General features: G+C 52.2%; 19 protein-coding genes. 7 read left to right on the top strand and 12 right to left on the bottom strand.

Annotated features, from left to right (window positions below; all coding sequences use genetic code 11):
* Window positions 1-72 precede the first annotated feature (72 nt).
* Complete coding sequence (locus tag ACJJI0_RS20685; RefSeq protein WP_444884025.1) at window positions 73-4,344, top strand: YhdP family protein; 4,272 nt, start codon at window positions 73-75, stop codon at window positions 4,342-4,344.
* Window positions 4,345-4,450: 106 nt separating this feature from the next.
* Entirely contained in the window at window positions 4,451-4,984 is a 534-nt protein-coding gene (gene msrB / locus ACJJI0_RS20690; protein WP_444884026.1) for a peptide-methionine (R)-S-oxide reductase MsrB, read from the top strand.
* Between the two features lie 150 nt (window positions 4,985-5,134).
* On the opposite strand, the gene yjgA is transcribed toward msrB, so the two are convergent.
* From yjgA to ACJJI0_RS20750, 12 genes are all read right to left on the bottom strand, one after another.
* Window positions 5,135-5,644, bottom strand: a complete 510-nt coding sequence (gene yjgA / locus ACJJI0_RS20695; RefSeq protein WP_252083006.1) for a ribosome biogenesis factor YjgA — start codon at window positions 5,642-5,644, stop codon at window positions 5,135-5,137.
* A 64-nt stretch (window positions 5,645-5,708) separates the two neighbouring features.
* Window positions 5,709-7,076, bottom strand: coding sequence for a magnesium transporter (gene mgtE, locus ACJJI0_RS20700; RefSeq protein ID WP_435583621.1), 1,368 nt, complete (start codon window positions 7,074-7,076; stop codon window positions 5,709-5,711).
* 106 nt (window positions 7,077-7,182) lie between these two features.
* Window positions 7,183-7,452 (bottom strand): HPr family phosphocarrier protein, encoded by a 270-nt coding sequence (locus ACJJI0_RS20705; RefSeq protein WP_252083005.1) that lies wholly within the window; start codon window positions 7,450-7,452, stop codon window positions 7,183-7,185.
* A 20-nt stretch (window positions 7,453-7,472) separates the two neighbouring features.
* Entirely contained in the window at window positions 7,473-8,333 is an 861-nt protein-coding gene (gene rapZ / locus ACJJI0_RS20710) for an RNase adapter RapZ (RefSeq protein WP_252083004.1), read from the bottom strand.
* A 127-nt stretch (window positions 8,334-8,460) separates the two neighbouring features.
* Window positions 8,461-8,922, bottom strand: a complete 462-nt coding sequence (ptsN, locus tag ACJJI0_RS20715) for a PTS IIA-like nitrogen regulatory protein PtsN (protein ID WP_444884027.1) — start codon at window positions 8,920-8,922, stop codon at window positions 8,461-8,463.
* A 3-nt stretch (window positions 8,923-8,925) separates the two neighbouring features.
* Window positions 8,926-9,216, bottom strand: coding sequence for a ribosome hibernation-promoting factor, HPF/YfiA family (gene hpf, locus ACJJI0_RS20720; protein WP_252083002.1), 291 nt, complete (start codon window positions 9,214-9,216; stop codon window positions 8,926-8,928).
* A 181-nt stretch (window positions 9,217-9,397) separates the two neighbouring features.
* Window positions 9,398-10,843, bottom strand: a complete 1,446-nt coding sequence (locus tag ACJJI0_RS20725; protein ID WP_444884028.1) for an RNA polymerase factor sigma-54 — start codon at window positions 10,841-10,843, stop codon at window positions 9,398-9,400.
* Window positions 10,844-11,036: 193 nt separating this feature from the next.
* Window positions 11,037-11,762 (bottom strand): LPS export ABC transporter ATP-binding protein, encoded by a 726-nt coding sequence (lptB, locus tag ACJJI0_RS20730; RefSeq protein ID WP_252083000.1) that lies wholly within the window; start codon window positions 11,760-11,762, stop codon window positions 11,037-11,039.
* 92 nt (window positions 11,763-11,854) lie between these two features.
* The gene (gene lptA, locus ACJJI0_RS20735; RefSeq protein WP_252082999.1) at window positions 11,855-12,403 is read right to left on the bottom strand and encodes a lipopolysaccharide transport periplasmic protein LptA; all 549 of its coding nucleotides are present in this window, start codon (window positions 12,401-12,403) and stop codon (window positions 11,855-11,857) included.
* Entirely contained in the window at window positions 12,390-12,956 is a 567-nt protein-coding gene (gene lptC / locus ACJJI0_RS20740) for an LPS export ABC transporter periplasmic protein LptC (protein ID WP_444884029.1), read from the bottom strand. Before lptC ends, lptA begins: the two co-directional genes overlap by 14 nt.
* The gene (locus ACJJI0_RS20745; protein ID WP_444884030.1) at window positions 12,956-13,495 is read right to left on the bottom strand and encodes a KdsC family phosphatase; all 540 of its coding nucleotides are present in this window, start codon (window positions 13,493-13,495) and stop codon (window positions 12,956-12,958) included. The genes lptC and ACJJI0_RS20745 overlap by 1 nt, the downstream gene beginning before the upstream one ends.
* Before the next feature lie 62 nt (window positions 13,496-13,557).
* Window positions 13,558-14,529, bottom strand: a complete 972-nt coding sequence (locus tag ACJJI0_RS20750; protein WP_444884031.1) for a KpsF/GutQ family sugar-phosphate isomerase — start codon at window positions 14,527-14,529, stop codon at window positions 13,558-13,560.
* A 412-nt stretch (window positions 14,530-14,941) separates the two neighbouring features.
* On the opposite strand from ACJJI0_RS20750, the gene ACJJI0_RS20755 reads away from it, so the two are divergent.
* The 5 genes from ACJJI0_RS20755 to hisD all read left to right on the top strand — a co-directional run bounded on the left by ACJJI0_RS20755 (window position 14,942) and on the right by hisD (window position 19,240).
* A complete protein-coding gene (locus ACJJI0_RS20755; RefSeq protein ID WP_444884032.1) occupies window positions 14,942-15,595 on the top strand; it encodes an MlaC/ttg2D family ABC transporter substrate-binding protein in 654 nt (217 codons plus the stop codon).
* A gap of 87 nt (window positions 15,596-15,682) precedes the next feature.
* Window positions 15,683-15,916 carry a BolA family protein gene (locus ACJJI0_RS20760; RefSeq protein WP_444884033.1) on the top strand — a complete coding sequence of 78 codons (234 nt, stop codon included), beginning with the start codon at window positions 15,683-15,685 and terminating at the stop codon, window positions 15,914-15,916.
* A gap of 42 nt (window positions 15,917-15,958) precedes the next feature.
* Entirely contained in the window at window positions 15,959-17,221 is a 1,263-nt protein-coding gene (gene murA / locus ACJJI0_RS20765; protein WP_252082993.1) for a UDP-N-acetylglucosamine 1-carboxyvinyltransferase, read from the top strand.
* 59 nt (window positions 17,222-17,280) lie between these two features.
* A complete protein-coding gene (gene hisG / locus ACJJI0_RS20770; RefSeq protein ID WP_444884034.1) occupies window positions 17,281-17,916 on the top strand; it encodes an ATP phosphoribosyltransferase in 636 nt (211 codons plus the stop codon).
* Between the two features lie 16 nt (window positions 17,917-17,932).
* A complete protein-coding gene (gene hisD, locus ACJJI0_RS20775) occupies window positions 17,933-19,240 on the top strand; it encodes a histidinol dehydrogenase (protein WP_444884035.1) in 1,308 nt (435 codons plus the stop codon).
* Window positions 19,241-19,280: the final 40 nt, after the last annotated feature.

Raw genomic sequence — 19,280 nt, forward strand, 5'->3', positions numbered from 1 at the left:
ATTAGCCTCCTCGCAGTTTTTCGATGCTGGTCGTTGCGATGCCTGCGACAGCACCGTGGAAGAGTGGGGGTGATGATGATCTTATTGCGCTGGCTTGCGCGAAAGTTTTGGCTGTTATCGGTAAGCTTGGTGATTGCCCTGGCAATCCTTGTACAAACCGGACGCCTGCTATCGCCTCAAGTTGAGGAATATCGCCCGCAGATCAGCCGTTGGCTCAGCGGCCAGTTGGGAGTTCCGGTGCAGATGGACCGTATCTCCCTGCGCTGGGAAGCACTGCAAGTCTCATTACAGCTCGACGGCCTGCGTCTGGGGCAGAAGGGCGAGTTGCGTATGGGGCACGGCCTGTTCCAACTGGATTTGCTCGCCAGCCTATGGAATCGTGAGCTGGTGTGGAAAGACCTGCAAATGCACGCCTTTACGGCTGGACTCAGCCGAGATGAGCAGGGCGAGTGGCGTCTGGACGGCTTCCCCGATATCTCCCTAAAGCCTGACGGCAGGGTTGTGTCCAATCCCAAGGCAGCGGACCCGGCACGACTTTTCCAGTTGAGCCCCAAGGTCTGGATTAGCGATGCGGCAATCACTGTCAGGCTGCCTGATGAGCAGGTTGCCGAGCTCAACTTGCCACAAATTTCTCTGGAAAACCGAGGTGATTTTCATCGTCTTACGGCCCGCGCTTTTATCTCCCGCGAAGGCGAAGAGCAGGCTAGCAACAGTGAGACTCTCCGCCTGGTGCTCGAGGGGCGTGGTAACCCGCGCAGTAAAAAACAATTTTCACTGCGAGGTTATATGCAGCTCAATGAGCTGCTGTTGGACCAGGATATTGTGTCACTACTCCATCAGTTGACCCCTCTACCCGACCGATTTCATTGGAGTGGGCGTAAGTGGGCGGATGGACGCCTGTGGCTGCACAGCGATGCGAGCAGTGGTTATCGGTTGGTCGGACGAGTAGACCTTGCTCAGGTATCAAACTTGGATCAGCCAGAAGAGGCGCCGAAGAAAAGCAGTCAGGGCAAAAGTCAGCATGAAAGTAGTGATCTGGTACAAAACAGAGATCACATAATGGCACCTTTACGGGCGCTTTCTGGAGATATTTCTGGTCGCTGGCTGCCCGGTGAACATTGGCGTTTGGCTTTACAGGATACCCAAATCGATTGGCAGGGCTTGCAGATGCCGCCGCTAAACCTGCAGGTTAGTAACGACCTTCAGGGAGTAGCACTGTCCGCAGATGTGATCGATTTAGCGGGATGGAGCGATATTCTCACTCGGCTGGATGTTTTGCAGGGTGCTGCAGGCGAGTGGTTGACGTCCCTGAAGCCTTCTGGCCAGTTGCGACGCGTGCAGCTGCGCAAAGAAGCGCAAGGTGCGGTGAGCCTGAGTGCCAATTTGCACAATATCAGCACGCAGGCATTCCGCGGTGCGCCATCAGTGGCCGGCTTGAGTGGCTACATGGAGTTTGCCGGTAACGATGGCCGGGTGGAATTGGATGGCTCGAACTTGCAAGCAGGGTTTCCAAATCTTTACTCCGAGGCATTCTCTTTTGAGCAAGCCAGCGGTACTTTGGCCTGGAGCCTTGGTAAGGATTCGAATGAAATCAATGTCTTCTCTGGCCCTTTGCTATTAGATGGAAATCTGGGCGAAGTTCGCGGGCAGTTTTTGTTGTCCCTGCCTTTCCATCCTCAGAGCCGTCCAACGGATTTACTCCTGTCGCTTTCTCTGCGTGATGCGGATGTTGGCGTTCAAGAGAAGCTGGTGCCGACAAATGTCAGTGAAGACTTGCGCAGTTGGTTGAATGAGGGGCTGGGCAACGGAAATCCTGGTCGGGTTGAGACTGCCGCATTTATTTACCGTGGCAGCAGTTATCGCAAAGATGGCAAGGATGAGTCTCTACGTGCGCTGGGGGCTCACAATAAGCGTCAAACAGTACAGTTGGCTGCAGACTTTTCTGGCGCCAATCTTAAGTATGCCGACGAATGGCCTAAGGTTCAGTCTGTTGATGGCCTACTCAGGCTGGATGATGGCAATGTTTCTGTCAGTGCAGACAAGGCCCGTGTTTGGGGAGTGGATGCGAATAAAGTTTTAGTGGAAGTAACCCCACAAAAAGATAAAGGCTCACGTCTGGATGTGACCGCCCAGCTTCAGGGGCCGGCTGCTGATGGTTTGCGCTTGTTGCGCGAATCCCCTTTGCGCAAACAGCTCGGCAATGCTTTTGATGAGTGGTTGTTGTCGGGAGATATTCGCGGGCAGCTGAACCTCACTCAGCCCCTGGGTGGCGCTTCAGTATCACCAGCTCAAAGAGTTGAATTGCAGTTGAGTCGTGGTGATTTACAGCTGCAAAATCTGCGCTTGCATGCTGAGGCTCTGGCTGGTGATGTCATTTTTGACAGCGATACAGGACTCGAAGGTACTAAGCTGAAAGGTCAGTTCTGGGGGCGGCCAATAAATGCGAGCATACGTCATATAGGTGATGCCGATGCGCGCGATACGCAGGTGGTCGTGGATGGCAGTGCCAGTACTGAGTCGATCTATAGCTGGAGCCAGCGTCCTGAGCTGAGATGGCTTGAAGGTACCATGGGTTACCAGGCACTTATTACTATCCCAGCAAAATCCAAAGAGGCTCCCTATGCTGCAGTTTTCGAGCTGACCTCAAATCTTGCTGGTGTGGCGGTAAACCTTCCGGAGCCCCTGGCTAAGCCCTCTGAAAGTAAAACGAATTTTGTATTGCGAGCTCCCATTGGTGATCAGGGCAGCTTATTTCACCTGAACTACGGTGAGCACCTGCAAGGGCAGTTTTGGCTGGTGGACGGAGCTCTTGAACGAGCGGCTATTGCGCTCAATGCCGAGGCGAAATTACCTGAAGAAAGAGGGGTGAGTATCCTTGGCGACATTTCCAATGTTGATTTACCCCGCTGGGAAAAGCTATTGGGCGTTTACCGAGATGACTCATCGGTTGTCGAAGAGTCATCCGCTCAGCCCGAACAAGCACCATCACTGATTCATAAGGTGCAAGCAAGCAACCTGGATGGCCTGACTGCACTTCCCCAAAGTGGACAGACAACTGACAATGTTTCCAGTCCACTGCCGATTAGTCTTGACCTAAGCACAGATAGCCTGCAATTGGGAACAGTGGCTATTGAGCATATTCATGTCACAGGCGGAGGAGTGGGTTCAAAGTGGCAGTTAGATTTTGATAGTGAAATGGCGGCGGGAAGACTTTCGGGAACGCTCGGTGGGCAAAAACCTCTGCGTTTAAAGTTGGCGCATTTACGCCTTCCTGCTCCTGAAGAAAGGCAGACTATTTCCGGCGCTACATTGGCTGAGCAGCCCTTTGCGGAAGAGTTGTTGGACCCCTGGGCAGATTTTAATTTTCAGACGCTGCCAGCCCTGGATTTCAGCACGGAAAGTCTGCGAGTGGGGGGTGAGGAGCTCGGGCGCTGGTCTTTTGAAGTTCGGCCATCCGAAGACCGCCTGGTTCTAAGCGATATTCGCGGTAGTGTCCGCGGGTTCCATCTGCAGGGACGTGGTGGTGGTGAAAAAGCCTTGGGAGCGCAATTGATGTGGATGCGCGATGCGGAGGGCAATAATTCCTCTCAATTTATTGGGCGCCTGGCAGCAGATGATCTCGCTGATATTCAGCGTGAGATGGGGCATGAACCGCTTATTGAAAGTAAGTCTGCGACCTTTGATACAGCCTTGCGCTGGGATGGGTCTCCGGCCATGGCCAAGGGTAGTTTGCTCTCCGGAGATTTGAAAATAGATATTCGTGATGGCCGCTTCCTTCGTTCCACCGGTACTGCTGGCTCAACAGTCTTGCGGTTGTTATCGCTGTTTAATTTCGATACCTGGGCGCGCCGCTTGCGATTGGATTTCTCCGACCTTTATAAGAGTGGTATGGCTTTCGACCGAGTGCGTGGAGAGGTCGTGTTCGAAGGGGATGGGCAGTTGTTGATTGCAGTGCCTATTCAGGTTGAGGGGCCAACCAGTGAGCTGCAGATGGCGGGAAGGGTCAATTTATTGCGGGAAGATTTGGATTTGACTCTGGTGGCGACTTTGCCAGTAAGTAACAACCTAGCCCTGGTTGCCGCTCTTGCTGGGGGATTGCCGGCAGCGGCAGGGGTTTATCTCATTAGTAAAGCGTTTAAAAAGCAGGTGAAGAAGATGGCCAGTGTAAGTTATCGCATCAGCGGTGACTGGGCTGACCCACAAATGCGTTTTGAGAGACTCTTTGATGGAGATGGTGCAGAGCGTCAGGGGGCCGCCTCTGAGGCTGCTGGGAAACAGGCAAAACCGGATCAGGGAATCAGCCGTGCACCAACGCCTCCTTTGGCGGATGAAGCGGGCTCTTAGCCTGCTTATTGGGAGGATACACTTCCAGAAAGAGCTCAACTGCATGTGCATCTAGTTCTCTATCCTATTAGGTAGGTATAACTGAGTGAGGACAGGAGTTTGCAAGATGGTGAGGTCCCCGGTCCTATGGCCCCTGTTGGTGTTTACCCTGGTTCTATCGGCCTGCTCTGAGGCTGATGACCAAAGAATCCAGAATATGACAGTGGCGGAAGCCAAATCACGTATAGCCGAAGGCCAAGGGCTAGAGCAGATCCCCAAGTCGGTATGGAAGCAGCTACTCCCCGAGGACCGTTACAAGGTTCTCTGGCAGGGAGATACGGAGCGGGCTTTTAGTGGCAAATTGTTATACAACGAAAAAGAAGGTGTTTATGTCACCGCAGGCTGCCGTCTGCCGGTTTTTAGTTCAAAGCACAAGTTTAAATCGGGTACTGGTTGGCCCAGCTTTTGGGATGTGGCCTATCCGCAGAATATCGTATTAAAGGATGATTTCAGCTGGGGGCTCAGGCGCACAGAGGTATTGTCCAAATGCGGAGAGCACCTGGGGCATGTGTTTAAGGATGGTCCACCACCGACAAACCTGCGGTATTGCTTGAACTCGCTGGCCTTAGATTTTGAGCCGGCCGGGGATGTCAAACAGTAATCGCTAGATCTCATACTATCTTTGTCTGATTTTTGGTTTGAGCGAGACTCTTTTGTAGTTTTAATTGATGCAATTTGGCTTTGGTATAAGTCAATTGAGTTTATGGGCGGAGCAGGGCCGCCCGTGTGACATGCGGTGGGTGAATGAGAACTACTGTGATGCCTGAATAAAGAAATCACGCAGGTAGCGGAACAGCTTGCGCTGATTGCTGGGTGGTTTGCTGTTTTTGATCTCGCGCAGGGAGTCGCGTACCAACTGCCGTAAATGCTGGTGGTCTATCTGGGGGTACTGGTCAAAAAAGGTACCCTGGGCACTATTACCTTCTTCGAGTAGGCGTCTGCGCCAGTCTTCGGCCATTTTATCGAAGCGCAGGTGCTGCTGGTCTCGCTCTTTAAATTTATTCAGCACGGCTTCTATCGCTTCGTGATCTGCACTGCGCATCAGCTTGCCAATATACTGCATTTGGCGACGGCGAGCCTCGTTGGACTTGATTCGCCCCAAGGTGTCTATTGCCTCGCGCATATCCTCATCAATGGGCACCTCGGCGAGCTGGGCTTTAGATAGTTCGGTTAATTGCTTCCCCAGGGCCTGCAGCTCGTGCATCTCCTGTTTTACCTGCGTCTTGCTCTTGGGCAGGTCTTCATCATCGTATTCGTACATCTTCAGTTCCGTATAAAAGTTCCGGATCGTACCGGCTCTGTTTGAGCGGGGAGTGTATTGCCTTTCAGCCAAAATACCAGGTGGCGAGGCCAAGGAAGGACATGAACCCCACCACATCGGTGACGGTTGTCAGTGCGACACTACCGGCTAATGCCGGATCGATTTTTATTGCCCGCAATACAACCGGTAAGATTGCTCCTGCCATCGCTGCCACAATCAAATTGATTACCATGGCCGCAACAATAATGACCGCAATGGTAATGTCGTCAAACCAGAGTGCAGCGATTAGCCCCATCACCAGAGACCAAAGCAGGGCATTAAGGCATGCAGAGCCGAGCTCCCGCGAGAGTAGCCAACTGAGGTTACTTTTGCCAATCTGGCCCAGAGCCATGCCCCTGATCACCACGGTGAGTGTCTGGCTGCCGGCCACCCCCCCCATACTTGCGACAATCGGCATCAATACCGCCAGGGCAACGACCTTTTCCAGCGTATTCTGGAACAGACTGATTACCCATGAGGCCAGAAGGGCTGTGAGCAGATTAATACCGAGCCAGAGGGCGCGCCTGCGCGCAGTGCGCCTTACCGGAGCAAAGGTGTCCTCTTCTTCATCGAGGCCCGCCATACTCATCAGTGAGTGGTCAGCGTCTTCGCGAATAACATCGACGATATCGTCGATTGTAATTCGACCCAGCAGGCGGTTGTGTTCATCCACTACTGGTGCGGTGATCCAGTCATACTTTTCAAATAGCCGGGCCACCTCTGTATCGCGCATATCGGCGGGAATTGGCTCCACATCAGTATTGACGACCTCGCGTACCGTGACAGAGGGGTCTGTGGTGAGAAGCTTTGAAAGCGGTAGCAGCCCGATATATTGGCCGCGTCGGTTGACTACAAATAAGCTATCGGTGGATTCCGGCAGTTGCTCATGGCGGCGTAGGTAGCGCAGTACCACATCCAAGCTTAAGTTGGGGCGCACCGAGATAGTATCGGTGTCCATTAAGCCGCCAGCGGTATTCTCATCGTAAGCGAGTACGCTTTCCACCCGCAGGCGGTCGGTTTCGCTCATTGCTGAGAGGACTTCAGAGACAACACGTTCGGGGAGCTGCTGAAGGATATCGGCGATATCGTCCGCATCCAGCCCCTCCATAATCTCCACCATCTCCTCGGTATCCATGGTATCGAGGATTTGGCTGCGCACTTCATCGGTGAGCTCTTGCAGTACTTCACCTTCGACATCGCGATCAATCAGGTTCCACAGAACTTGGCGAATACGCGGGGGGGAGCTTTCCAATAGCTGCGCAATACTCTGCGGGGTCAGGGTTTTGAGCATGCGCCGGACTTCCTGCCCGGTGCCACTATCGAGGGCGGCGAACAACTCGCTGAGCTGGTTTTGCGCGCGGAACTTGATTTCGGCTTGGGGTGGGCTGGACACGATAAATCCTTACTGCTCAGCGGTGTTTAGGGAGTAGAGACCATAAGAAAGTCGCGGCGTTATTACGCCATGGCGGACTCTATCCAGAGCCGCTCGCCTTTGCAAATTACTCGGCTTCTCCAAAGCGCTCTGAGACGAGAGTGCTGATAGCTCCGAGTGCGTCACTCTCATCACGGCCCTCAACCTCCAGCTCCAACTCTGTGCCCTGCCCGGCGGCAAGTAACATAAGCGCCATAACGCTCTTGCCATCCACCGATCTATCGCCACAGTGCACTTTGATGTTGGAGGAAAAGCGGGCAGAGGTTTGGGCAAACTTACTGGCTGCGCGAGCGTGCAGCCCGAGCTTGTTAATGATGGTGAGGCGCTGTTTTTGCATAGGTAGCGGATTTGTATGGACTATCTCTGTTGTTCGCGGTGACGGACTTGAATATTGCCAAATTTGTGTAGAAAAGTGCGCGCCAGTTGTTCAACCATATAAACTGAGCGATGTCTCCCTCCGGTGCAGCCAATGGAGATGCAGGTGTAGCTGCGATTGCTCTCCTGGAAAGAGGGCAGCCAGTTCTCTAAGAAACCGGTGATATCTGCTTCCATCTTGTTAGTTTTGGGGTGGGAGCGTAAAAATTCGGCTACTTCATGGTCCAGTCCAGTTTTTTTCCTAAGATTGGGTTCCCAGTAGGGATTTGGTAAGCAGCGTAAGTCGAACATCAGGTCGGCATCCACTGGCACTCCATATTTAAAGCCGAAAGACTGGAAAAGTATTGCCATCCCTTCCGAATGTCCGCCCACCACGCGACTTCTAATCAGCTCCCGTAACTCGTGCAAACCGAGGCTACTGGTATCTATCACCATATCCGCTATGGCTGAGACGGGTGTTAGCAGCTCTCTTTCTTGTTTCAAGGCTTCGAGTAAGTGGGTGCAATCATTGCTCAGGGGGTGTTTGCGGCGGGTCTCGCTGAAGCGTTGTACCAGTACAGGTTCGCGGGCGTCCAGGTAGATTACATCACACTCTACGCCGGTACTGCGCAGGGCTTCAATAACACGGGGGGCCTGTTTGATATCCTGCCAGAGGTTGCGAGCGTCTATTCCCAGGGCAAGGGGGGTATCCCCTTTAGTCGTTTGCTGCTCAGCTCGCTTGATGAGTTCGGGTAGTAGGCTAATCGGCAGATTGTCGATGCAGTTAAAGCCCGCATCTTCGAGCAGTTGAAGTGCGGAGCTTTTACCAGAGCCGGAGCGGCCGCTGATGATAATCAAACGCATGGGGACCCCCTCTTTTTAGCTCTTTATACCATTTAATCGTTGATTAAATGGTGTTTATATTCCTGGCGGTAATTTATAAATCGTGACTCCGGAATCGGATTACCAGGATATGAGCGCAAAGCTAGAATCAGGCTGCTGCGGCTGAGTCTATAGCTAGGGCGTAGAGTGCGTCGCTAGTGTCAGCCTGCCTCAACTTGTCCCGGACCTGGGTGTTAGAGAAGAGCGCAGCGATTTCTGCCAGTGTATCGAGATGTTGTTGTTCCGAATCTTCAGGGACCAGTAAGACAAAGAGCAGATCGACAGGCTGTCGGTCGATAGCGTCGAAATCTATGGCGGGTTCTGTAGTGCAGAGCACGCCAATAGGGTGCTCACATCCAGGAAGGCGGCAGTGGGGGATAGCCACACCTTCGCCAATTCCTGTGGAGCCTAGACGCTCGCGTGCTATCAGTTGGTTGAATATGGTGTCAGAGTCATGCTGTGGATATTGTTCGGCTACAGCCTGGGCGATATTGAGCAGCAATTTTTTTTTGCTGCTCCCCGCCAGATGGCAAAGGCTGAGGCGGGGAGAGAGTAAAGCTTCCAGTGTCATAGTTCAGCGGTGGTTCTGCAACTTCTCTTTGTGTTTTTTCAGTTGGCGGTCCAGTTTGTCTGTAAGCGAATCAATGGCCGCATACATGTCCTTGTCTTCCGAACCCGCGCAAAGATCGTGACCATTGATATGTACTCGGGCTTCGGCTTTCTGGATCAGCTTGTCTATGGATAGGATGACTTGCGCGTTGGTTATATTGTCATAATGCCTTGAGAGCTTTTCCAGCTTGTTCTCACAGTAGCTGCGCATTGGCGAGGTAACGTCGACGTGGTGACCACTAATATTGATCTGCATGGATTTCTCCTTACCAGGTGCATCACATTACGGCGAGCCTCCTTTCGGGTCGCAACCCTACTAGGAAGTGGCCCAGAATGGAAGGATACACTCAAAGTTTGGAGTTCGGTTGCGAAGGTGTAGTAATTGGTGCCAGGTTATGACTTGGCCTACCTCATGAGTCGAAACCCAAGCGGCCCCTTCAGACCAAGCGTTTTCGCTCGCTGGAGGAGGGAATTCCCATTGACTCGCGGTATTTCGCCACAGTGCGGCGGGCTACTTTAATACCCTGTTTATCGAGCTCTAGGGTAATTTTGTTATCTGAGAGCGGCTTGCGCGGGGTCTCTGCGTCAATCAGCTTGCGGATCAGGGCGCGGATAGCGGTTGAAGAGGCATCCTCACCGGAGTCTGTGCTGACGTGGCTCGAAAAGAAATACTTGAGCTCAAACACGCCGCGAGGCGTGAGCATGTATTTCTGGGTGGTCACCCTGGATATGGTCGATTCATGCATGCCAATAGATTCAGCAACATCTGCCAGCACCATAGGTCGCATGGCTTCCGGGCCTTCTTCAAAAAAACCTTGCTGCTTTTCGACAATACAGTTGGCTACTTTCAGTAAAGTCTCGTGGCGACTCTGCAGGCTCTTCATAAACCAACGTGCTTCTTGCAGGTGATCCCGCAAAAAATTGTTATCTCTGGAGTTGTCGGCACGCTTGACCAGGGAGGCGTAGTGGTCATTGATACGGATCTTTGGGGTGATCTCTGCATTCAATTCTACGTGCCAGCGAAGGGTTTTGCGGGAAACGACAATATCCGGAATTACATAGTCCGGTTCTTGCCCGCCATAGCTCTCTCCCGGACTGGGGTTTAAGGTCTGGATTAGGCGAATGGCCTCGCCTAGCTGGGCTTCAGTGAGTCGTGTGCGTCGACTCAACTGGCGAAAATCCCTTTTGCCAAGTAAGTCCAAGTGTTTCTCAATAATGTTTTGCGCTTGGCTTAGCCAAGGGGTATTTGGCGGCAACTGCTGCAGTTGTAATTGCAGGCATTCTTTGAGATCCCGAGCCCCGCAGCCAGCGGGATCAAACTGCTGAATAGCCTTTAGAACCGCGAGCACCTCATCTTCATCGATCGATAAAGAGGTGGCGACATCCTGCACAGAAGTACCAAGGAGGCCGCTGGGGGCTATGCCATCAATTAAGTTTTCACCAATCCACTTATCCTGCTCGGATAAGGGGGTCAAGTTCAGCTGCCAGCGTAGATGATCCTGAAGGCCGATGGAGGTGGAGTTACGCTCATAGCTGGAGGAATCTAACTCGTGGCTGCCGCTGTTATTGGTGTAGATATCATCCCAGCGCGAGTCGACGGGCAGCTCATCAGGAATTGCCTGGTCCCAGTCCCCCTCGGCCAGTTCGCGCTCTTCTACCGGCTGTGTTGTGTTTTCCGGTGTTTGTTCAGACTGTGGTTGATTTTCATCCACCTTTACGGATTGCTCTTCGCTATCCGCTTCCAGCATTGGGTTGTTGTCCAGTGCTGCCTGGACCTCCTGCTGCAGATCGAGTGTGGAGAGTTGCAGTAGGCGAATTGCTTGCTGCAACTGGGGGGTCATGGTCAGCTGTGTGCCGAGCTTGAGCTGGAGAGACTGCTTCATAGTGGAGCGCCGCAGGCCGATAAGACAGGGTGTCGATCAAATTGTCCTAAGATGGCGCAGACTACCCCTCTCTTCAATCTATTACAAGCAATAAGCGTGCCGGTCCTGGCGTGATAGCTGGCGCTATGTTTCCAGAATTATGATTATTCCCGTCTTAAGTGAAGAATTTAAGGACAGAAATTGGTGGTTAGCCTCAAATAGTGAATTCGTGTCCCAAATAAACTTCGCGCACCTGTTGGTTGGCGAGAACCTCATCCGGCGTGCCTGCAGCGATGATATGACCTTCACTGACAATGTAAGCGGTCTCACAGATATCCAGCGTTTCGCGAACATTATGGTCTGTGATTAGTACGCCAATATCGCGATCACGCAGGTGGCGGATGATCTCCTTGATATCGTTCACCGATATGGGGTCTACCCCAGCAAAGGGCTCGTCCAACAGGACGAAGCCGGGGTTGGTGGCCAGAGCGCGGGCAATCTCAACTCGGCGTCGTTCTCCACCAGAGAGGGCCATACCCAGGCTTTGCGCGATATGGGTTATATTAAATTCCTCAAGTAGTGCTTGGGCCTGTTGTTGCCGCTCGTCTCTTGAGAGGTCCTTGCGGGTTTCAAGGATTGCTAAGATATTGTCTTTTACCGTCAAGCGGCGAAATACAGAGGCTTCTTGGGGGAGATAACCGATACCTTTGCGTGCGCGTCCGTGCATGGATAGCCGGGTTATATCCTCATCGTCGATCATCACCCTGCCAGCGTCGGCCTGCACCAGCCCGGCAATCATATAAAAGCAGGTTGTTTTGCCGGCACCGTTAGGGCCGAGGAGGCCAACAACCTGTCCACTGGAAACACTGACGGTGACATCCTGGACAACTTTTCTTTTTTTATACTGTTTCGCGAGATGTAACGCTTTGAGCGTTGGCATAGTGTGTACCGAATCTATCCATGCCGCGGGCAGAGTGATGCCCGCCGGTGCAATAATATTTGTTACTTATGATGAGGTATTAAGTAGAGGGTTTACTGGCCTTGATTATCATTGGCGTCTTGCGAGCTCTCTTTCTTCTCGGGTTTCCAGGTCATCTCTACACGCCCTTTCCCAGTTTGGCCCTTGGCGCTCATTTGCTCGGTAGTGAGATCGTAGTCAATTTTTTCCGCTGTCAGTGTGTTGCCTTCCCGGTCAACATGGGCTTTACCGGTTAGTTGCAACTCCTCAGAGCCCACTTGATATACAATGCGTTGGGCTCTGGCTTTTACGGGGTTCTCGCCCTGGAGGATCTTTTGCTGGAAATGTGCGGGTTTGCCCACGGCCACTACACGACTAATCTCCTTTTCTGGAGTGAAATAAACCTCAACGCGGTCTGCCCGTATTTTTAAAGAGCCCTGAGTTATAACAACATTGTTGCTATATACCACCAAGTTATTATTTAGACCTGCATTCATTGCATCAGAGCTGATATTGATCCGCTGTTGGCGGTCCTCAGGCAGTGCAAAAGCTGATGAGGCTGTGAGCAGGAGCGCTGCGATGGTGGAGACTTTTAACAGGTGGCGGTAATTAGTCAGTGTCATAGATGCTCTTTACATCGGATAGGATTTCCATCCGGTCTTCATTCAAGTAAGCGCGCATGCCTTTGCCGGTGGTGCGGTTTTGGCCAGAGCTTATAGTAACAACTTTGTCTGTCTCGGCGAATTCCTTCGCGGGGAGAATCGTAATACTGGACGTTTCCAATTTGATGCCGCCTGGGGTGGGTAGTTCATCAATTTCTACATCGCCACTCAGGACTACTCGTTCACCGCGATTGTGTGCCACCCCTTCTCGGGACTCGGTACGCCATTTAGGCTGGTCATCTTGGTAAAAAACCATGCGAGGTTCGGTCAGGTCTGCCCGGTCACGGCGTTTAAACTGGTAGTAGGTTATCTGGTCCGCGTCCACGCGATAGGCTAGATTTCCTTCCTCATTAAAGTGGCGTGTTTTGGCATTTCGGATGATTAGCTCTGCCGCTTTGTCATGCTGCTGGGGGGTAGGTCGAACCCCCAGCAGCTGATCAGGTGGGCTCTCTGAAAGCCACAGGCCAACACTGATTAGCGATATTACTAATAGCAGCGGTAGCCAGGTGCGCATTATTTCTCTCCAATGTAGGGGGCGAGGGCAGAATCAAATGTTCCCTGGGCCAGCATAATTCGATCACAAGCTTCGCGCACTGCACCTTCACCACCGCAGGCTCGAGTTATCCACAGGGCACGTTCTATGACTGGAGGAGCTGCATTGGGAGGAGCTATGGGGCAGCCGATACGGGTCATAACCAGTAGGTCAGGATAGTCGTCGCCAATATAGGCGATATCTTCCAGGCGGCATGACTCGTCGGACAAGAGTTCCTGCAGTGCAGTAAATTTGTCCTCGCGCCCTTGGATCAGTTTAGTGATGCCAAGATCGTGAGCGCGGCGTTCCACTACTGAGCTGCGTCGCCCTGTAATAATGGCTACGCGAACCCCGGAATTTTGCAGCATTTTAATGCCGTGCCCATCGAGTGTATTGAAGGTCTTCAGCTCATTGCCGTTATTGTCGAAATAGAGCTTGCCATCGGTGAGGACGCCATCTACATCCAATACCAACCAGCGTACCTTCTGCAGTGCAGAGTTTATTTCTTCTTCTGAAACCACCAGGTTAATCCTTTCGAAATGTCTGTGAGGTGCTAATTTGCGCCGTCATTTATTTGATTATCTCAGATTACGCCGGCGCGTAATATATCGTGCATATGTAAAACACCTACGGGGTGGTGGACTTTATCCTCCACGACGAGTGCGGTGATTTTGTAGTCTTCCATAATTCGCAGTGCTTCAGCAGCCAGGGTTTCGGCAGATACCGTTTTGGGAAGGCGGCTCATCACTTGATCCATTGTGGCCTTACCCAGCTCGATTTTGTGGTCGATCACTCGTCGTAGATCCCCATCGGTGAACACACCGAGCAGCTCACCTTTGGAATCGACAATAGTGGTCATACCAAACCCTTTACTGGTCATTTCTAGTAGGGCCTTAGATAGCAAAGTATCGGGTTGGACCTGGGGTAACTCCTCTCCTGCGTGCATAACATCTTCGACCTTGAGTAACAGACGTCTACCGAGGGCTCCTCCTGGATGGGAAAATGCGAAATCTTCAGCGGTAAAGCCTCTCGCTTCCAGTAGGGCTACAGCTAGAGCATCACCCATAACCAGTGTGACAGTGGTTGATGAGGTTGGTGCTAGATTAAGAGGGCAGGCTTCCGTTTGCACCGAAATATCCAGGTTTACCTCTGCAGCTTGTGCTAATGGCGAATCCGTCTTCCCTGTCATGCTGATCATGGGGATACCCAGGCGTTTCAGTAATGGCAGCAGAGTAAGTACCTCTGCGGAAGAGCCTGAATTAGAGATAGATATCACTAAGTCGTCGCGAGTGATCATTCCTAGGTCGCCATGGCTCGCTTCCCCTGGGTGGACGAAAAAACTTGGGGTACCGGTGCTAGCGAGGGTTGCCGCTATTTTACGACCGATATGTCCTGACTTACCCATACCTGTCACGATGGTACGGCCTGGGCATTTTAAGATCATCTCGCAGGCGCGCTGGAAGTCGCCGTTGATCCTATGCTCCAGTGCGGCGACAGCTTCCATTTCCATTCGCACAGTGCGCCTTCCAGCTTCCATTGTTAATTCTCGGGTCATTAAGTGCCTCTAGTTACTGACTTCTAAATATACAAATTTATAACTATTGAACGTATTTGTGATAACTCTACCTGCCCAATTTAACTTGTGGGCATATAGCACAGTGGGAGATCGTTGTTCTTCTTTGGGCTTGTAGCGACAGTTGGTACGATTGTCGTGCTAATCTAAATACGAACACCCAACAGGCATGTAGGAAAACCGGTCGCCTGCCGGAGTGTCAAATGACACGCTCGTACACTGCCACACCACCGGGCGCGGTCATGGTATAGTCTGCCGCCGCTGCTGTCAGCTATGTCACTCAGCGGATGAACGACAAATTCCCATTTACTGGGACTGATTGCCAGCAGCTTCGTCATGGCACTTATTTACGCTGTGTGCGTCCAAGGAATGATTTGCTAATTGGAGAGTATTTGTGAATACATCATTTTGGATTGGTCGGTACGGTTTTTCCCGGTGGCTAAGATTTGTACTTTGCGCAGTATTGGTATCTGCTGTGGTCCCCGCTGCGCATGCCGATCAAAACCCCTATGTAATGATTGAAGGGGTTTCCCAAAAACTGTTGAGTGTGATTCGCTCAAATGCCCAATATGCCAACTCTGATCCGCAGAGATATTACAGCGCTATTGAGGGGGTCCTGACGCCGGTTGTGGATTTTGATTTTATCGCACGCGGTGTTATGGGGCGTTATGCCAAACAGGCGACTGCATCCCAGCGCTCCCGTTTTTCCAGTGCTTTTCGTCGAGATCTGGTGGCAACATTTGCTCGCGGTGTAGCAAATTTTGGCGACCTCGATGTGAAAGTGGTCAACCCGGGAACTTTGCCCAGTGGGAACCGGGTTAATGTTTTGCAGGAAGTGCGCAGTAAAGAGGGTATTACCAAAGTTTCTTATACTCTGGTGCGTAACCGCGCCGGAGAGTGGAAGCTGATTAACGTTATCTTAAATGGCGTTAATTTGGGTAAAACTTTCCGCAGTCAGTTTTCTCAATCTATGCAGTCTTATGGGGATATCGACAAGGTAATCTCCAACTGGTCCGCAGGACAGGATGTTGCCGATAAAGTGAGCTAGTCGGCGAACTTCAGGGTGCGCAGCTGCGCACCCTTCATGATTCAAGTACACTTGCGTGATGTTTTTTAACTAACGCAAATCCCACCTATGCAACCAGATGAAATCAAAACCCTCATTGAGGGTCATATCCCCGAGAGTAATGTCGACGTCGCCTTTGAAGGTAGCCACCTGATGGTGACTGTGGTGAGCAGCGCCTTTGAAGGCCTAAGCCGCTTGAAAAAGCAACAGCTGGTTTATGCGGCGCTAAATGACAAAATTGCCGACGGCACTTTGCACGCCGTGCAAATGCAGACCCTTACTCCAGAAGAAGCCAGTCGATAACCTGTCGCCTGTATTCAGGCGACTCCCGAAATACGAGACCGAATGGATAAGTTAATAATAGAGGGTGGTAGCCCAGTTTCCGGCACCCTGCGAATTTCTGGTGCGAAGAATTCCGCTCTGCCAATTTTGGCCGCAGCACTTTTGGCCGATGGTCCGGTACATATTCATAATCTGCCACACCTTAATGACATCACCACGATGATCACCCTGCTGCGCTGTATGGGGTGTGATGTCACAATTGATGAGAAGCTGGGTGTTGAAATAGACCCCCGTTCGGTCAACGATCTGACGGCGCCCTACGAGCTGGTGAAAACCATGCGCGCCTCTATTTTGGTTTTGGGCCCGCTACTGGCCCGCCACGGTGTAGCCAATGTCTCTTTCCCTGGCGGCTGTGCGATCGGCAGTCGTCCGGTGGATATCCATCTGAAAGGGCTGGAGGCGATGGGTGCAGAAATAACCATTGACGGTGGTTTTATCCGGGCCCGCTCCAATGGCCGCCTCAAAGGCGCCAATATCGTTATGGAGAAGGTTACTGTCGGTGGTACAGAAAACCTGCTGATGGCGGCAGTTTTGGCAGAGGGCACCACGGTATTGCACAATGCCGCGCGCGAACCTGAGATCGTCGACCTGGCAGAATTCCTAATTGCCATGGGGGCACAGATAGAGGGTGTTGGCACTGACACTATGCGCATCCACGGCGTCCCCAAGTTGACCCCTTGCACCTTTACCGTTATGCCGGATCGCATCGAGACGGGCACTTTTCTTGCCGCTGCGGCAGCAGCTCGTGGCAAGGTTCGGCTTCTGCATACCCGTGCGGACATCCTCGATGCGGTATTAGTGAAGTTTGAGGAGGCTGGCGCACACCTGAGCTGTGGTGATGACTGGATTGAGCTGGATATGAAGGGCAACCGCCCTAAGGCGGTGAGTTTCCGCACCGCACCCTACCCAGCTTTCCCCACCGATATGCAGTCGCAGTTTACTGCTATGAATGCCGTAGCTGAGGGTAAAGGCGCCGTGGTGGAGACTATTTTTGAGAATCGGCTGATCCAGGTTCATGAGTTGAATCGTATGGGTGCTGATATCACCCTTGAGGGTAATACGGCTTTCGTCACAGGTGTCGAGAAGCTTAAAGGAGCACCCGTGATGGCCTCGGATCTACGCGCTTCGGCAAGTCTGGTGATTGCAGGTATGGTTGCTGAAGGCACTACCACAGTCGACCGTATCTACCATATAGACCGGGGTTATGAATGTATTGAGGAAAAATTACAGCAACTGGGGGCGAGTATTCGCCGAGTACCTGGTTAGCAAGTTGAGACAGCCGCCCCTTTGGTCGGGGCGGCTCTCGAAGAAGAGCCGGCTTAATAATGACTATGCAAATCACGATCGCCTTGACCAAGGGGCGTATCCTGCAAGAAACCTTACCTCTACTCGCAGCGGCGGGCCTGGAACCACTTGAAGACCTAGGGAAAAGCCGCAAGCTGATTTTCCCTACTAACTGCGAGGGAGTGCGCCTGCTTCTCTTGCGTGGTGTTGATGTCCCCACGTATGTGCAGCATGGCGCTGCGGATATGGGGGTTGCTGGTAAAGATACTCTGCTGGAACATCATGCTGACGGTATTTATGAGCCTCTTGATCTCGGTATTGCGCGCTGTCGTCTGATGACCGCAGGGGTGAAGGGGGCCGCTCTGCCGAAGGGGCGGATAAAAGTGGCAACAAAATTTGTTGAGAGCGCCAAGCGACATTATGCCGCTCAAGGGCGGCAGGCGGACATTATCAAGCTATATGGCGCAATGGAGTTGGCTCCATTGATGGATCTTGCCGATGAAATTGTAGATATAGTCGATAGTGGTAATACCTTAAAAGCCAATGGCCTTGAAGCTCGTGAAATGATTGCGCAAATCAGTAGCCGCTTGATTGTCAATAAGGCCGCCATGAAGATGAAGTATCAGCCAATCAGTCAGCTGATTGAAAAATTGTCGACAGCTGTCGCGCAGAATTAGAAGATTTTTATACGTTATGACTCGCAAGTTTATTGGTCGGCTAAGTGCCGCTGACACAGATTTTGATGGGCAATTAAAGCAGTTGCTCGCTTGGGAGGCGGTGGCTAATAAACAGGTCGAGGAGACAGTTGCAGAAATTCTGCAGCAGGTGCGAAGTCGAGGGGATGCTGCGGTTATTGAATATACCAACCGTTTTGATCGCCGTAATCTTACTGGAGCAGAAGACTTTTGTTTAACTTCACAAGTGCTGACTGAGGCTCTTGCCCGTATTGGAGTCGAGGAGCGTGAGGCTCTTGAAGTCTCCGCCCGGCGCGTACGTGAATACCATGAATACCAAAAGCAGGGCTCCTGGCGCTATACCGAGGCAGACGGCACAGTATTGGGTCAGCAGATTACTCCAATGGAGCGTGTTGGTATTTATGTACCTGGGGGTAAAGCCAGTTACCCTTCCTCGGTATTAATGAATGCTATTCCGGCTAAGGTTGCTGGCGTGGATTCAGTGGTTATGGTGGTTCCGGCTCCCGAGGGCGAGATCAGTGATTTGGTTCTGGCCGCGGCAGCGATTGCCAAGGTGGATCAAGTCTTCACTATTGGTGGTGCACAGGCGGTGGCCGCACTGGCTTATGGCACCGAAACGATTGCCTCGGTAGATAAGATCGTTGGCCCCGGTAATATCTTTGTGGCTAGTGCCAAGCGCGCGGTCTTTGGCCATGTGGCAATAGACATGATCGCCGGGCCCTCTGAAATACTTGTTATTTGTGATGGGGCCACCGATCCAGATTGGATCGCGATGGATCTGCTGTCCCAGGCCGAACACGATGAACAGGCGCAGGCGATTCTGCTATGCCCTGACGCAGAATTTCTCGATGCGGTGGAGTCATCCCTTGAGCGGCAGCTGGCGAAGTTGCCTCGCGCAACAATAGCAGCCAAGTCACTAATGGATCGCGGTGCTCTGATTCTGGTGGACTCTATTGAGCAGGCAATAAAAATCTCTAATCGTATTGCACCCGAACATCTGGAAGTTTCTGTGGCTGATCCTGAACCTTTGTTGCCGCAAATTCGCCATGCTGGTGCGATTTTCCTGGGCCGCTATACTGCAGAAGCTTTGGGGGACTATTGCGCGGGCCCCAACCATGTACTGCCTACCAGTGGTACCGCGAGATTCTCCTCACCCCTGGGTGTTTACGATTTTCAGAAACGCAGTTCGATTATTTATTGTTCCCCACAAGGTGCCGATCAGCTTGGTCGTGTAGCTGCCACCCTCGCTTGTGGTGAAGGGTTGGAAGCCCATGCTCGCTCTGCCGCCTTTCGGATCAAGAAATAAACGAATACCTTATCGCGGTATCTGGCACCAGTAAGGCACA

The organism is Microbulbifer mixtoriginis (SeqCode), from assembly GCF_052466695.1.

Excerpts from the sequence above, each read along its gene's own strand:
- murA (WP_252082993.1), top strand. The coding sequence starts at position 15,959 with ATGGATAAGTTAATAATAGAGGGTGGTAGCCCAGTTTCCGGCACCCTG.
- lptB (WP_252083000.1), bottom strand. The coding sequence starts at position 11,762 with ATGCCAACGCTCAAAGCGTTACATCTCGCGAAACAGTATAAAAAAAGA.
- hisD (WP_444884035.1), top strand. The coding sequence starts at position 17,933 with ATGACTCGCAAGTTTATTGGTCGGCTAAGTGCCGCTGACACAGATTTT.
- ACJJI0_RS20760 (WP_444884033.1), top strand. The coding sequence starts at position 15,683 with ATGCAACCAGATGAAATCAAAACCCTCATTGAGGGTCATATCCCCGAG.
- ptsN (WP_444884027.1), bottom strand. The coding sequence starts at position 8,922 with ATGACACTGGAAGCTTTACTCTCTCCCCGCCTCAGCCTTTGCCATCTG.
- ACJJI0_RS20705 (WP_252083005.1), bottom strand. The coding sequence starts at position 7,452 with ATGCAAAAACAGCGCCTCACCATCATTAACAAGCTCGGGCTGCACGCT.
- ACJJI0_RS20685 (WP_444884025.1), top strand. The coding sequence starts at position 73 with ATGATGATCTTATTGCGCTGGCTTGCGCGAAAGTTTTGGCTGTTATCG.
- lptA (WP_252082999.1), bottom strand. The coding sequence starts at position 12,403 with ATGACACTGACTAATTACCGCCACCTGTTAAAAGTCTCCACCATCGCA.
- yjgA (WP_252083006.1), bottom strand. The coding sequence starts at position 5,644 with ATGTACGAATACGATGATGAAGACCTGCCCAAGAGCAAGACGCAGGTA.
- msrB (WP_444884026.1), top strand. The coding sequence starts at position 4,451 with ATGGTGAGGTCCCCGGTCCTATGGCCCCTGTTGGTGTTTACCCTGGTT.
- ACJJI0_RS20725 (WP_444884028.1), bottom strand. The coding sequence starts at position 10,843 with ATGAAGCAGTCTCTCCAGCTCAAGCTCGGCACACAGCTGACCATGACC.
- rapZ (WP_252083004.1), bottom strand. The coding sequence starts at position 8,333 with ATGCGTTTGATTATCATCAGCGGCCGCTCCGGCTCTGGTAAAAGCTCC.
- lptC (WP_444884029.1), bottom strand. The coding sequence starts at position 12,956 with ATGCGCACCTGGCTACCGCTGCTATTAGTAATATCGCTAATCAGTGTT.
- ACJJI0_RS20750 (WP_444884031.1), bottom strand. The coding sequence starts at position 14,529 with ATGACCCGAGAATTAACAATGGAAGCTGGAAGGCGCACTGTGCGAATG.
- hpf (WP_252083002.1), bottom strand. The coding sequence starts at position 9,216 with ATGCAGATCAATATTAGTGGTCACCACGTCGACGTTACCTCGCCAATG.
- hisG (WP_444884034.1), top strand. The coding sequence starts at position 17,281 with ATGACTATGCAAATCACGATCGCCTTGACCAAGGGGCGTATCCTGCAA.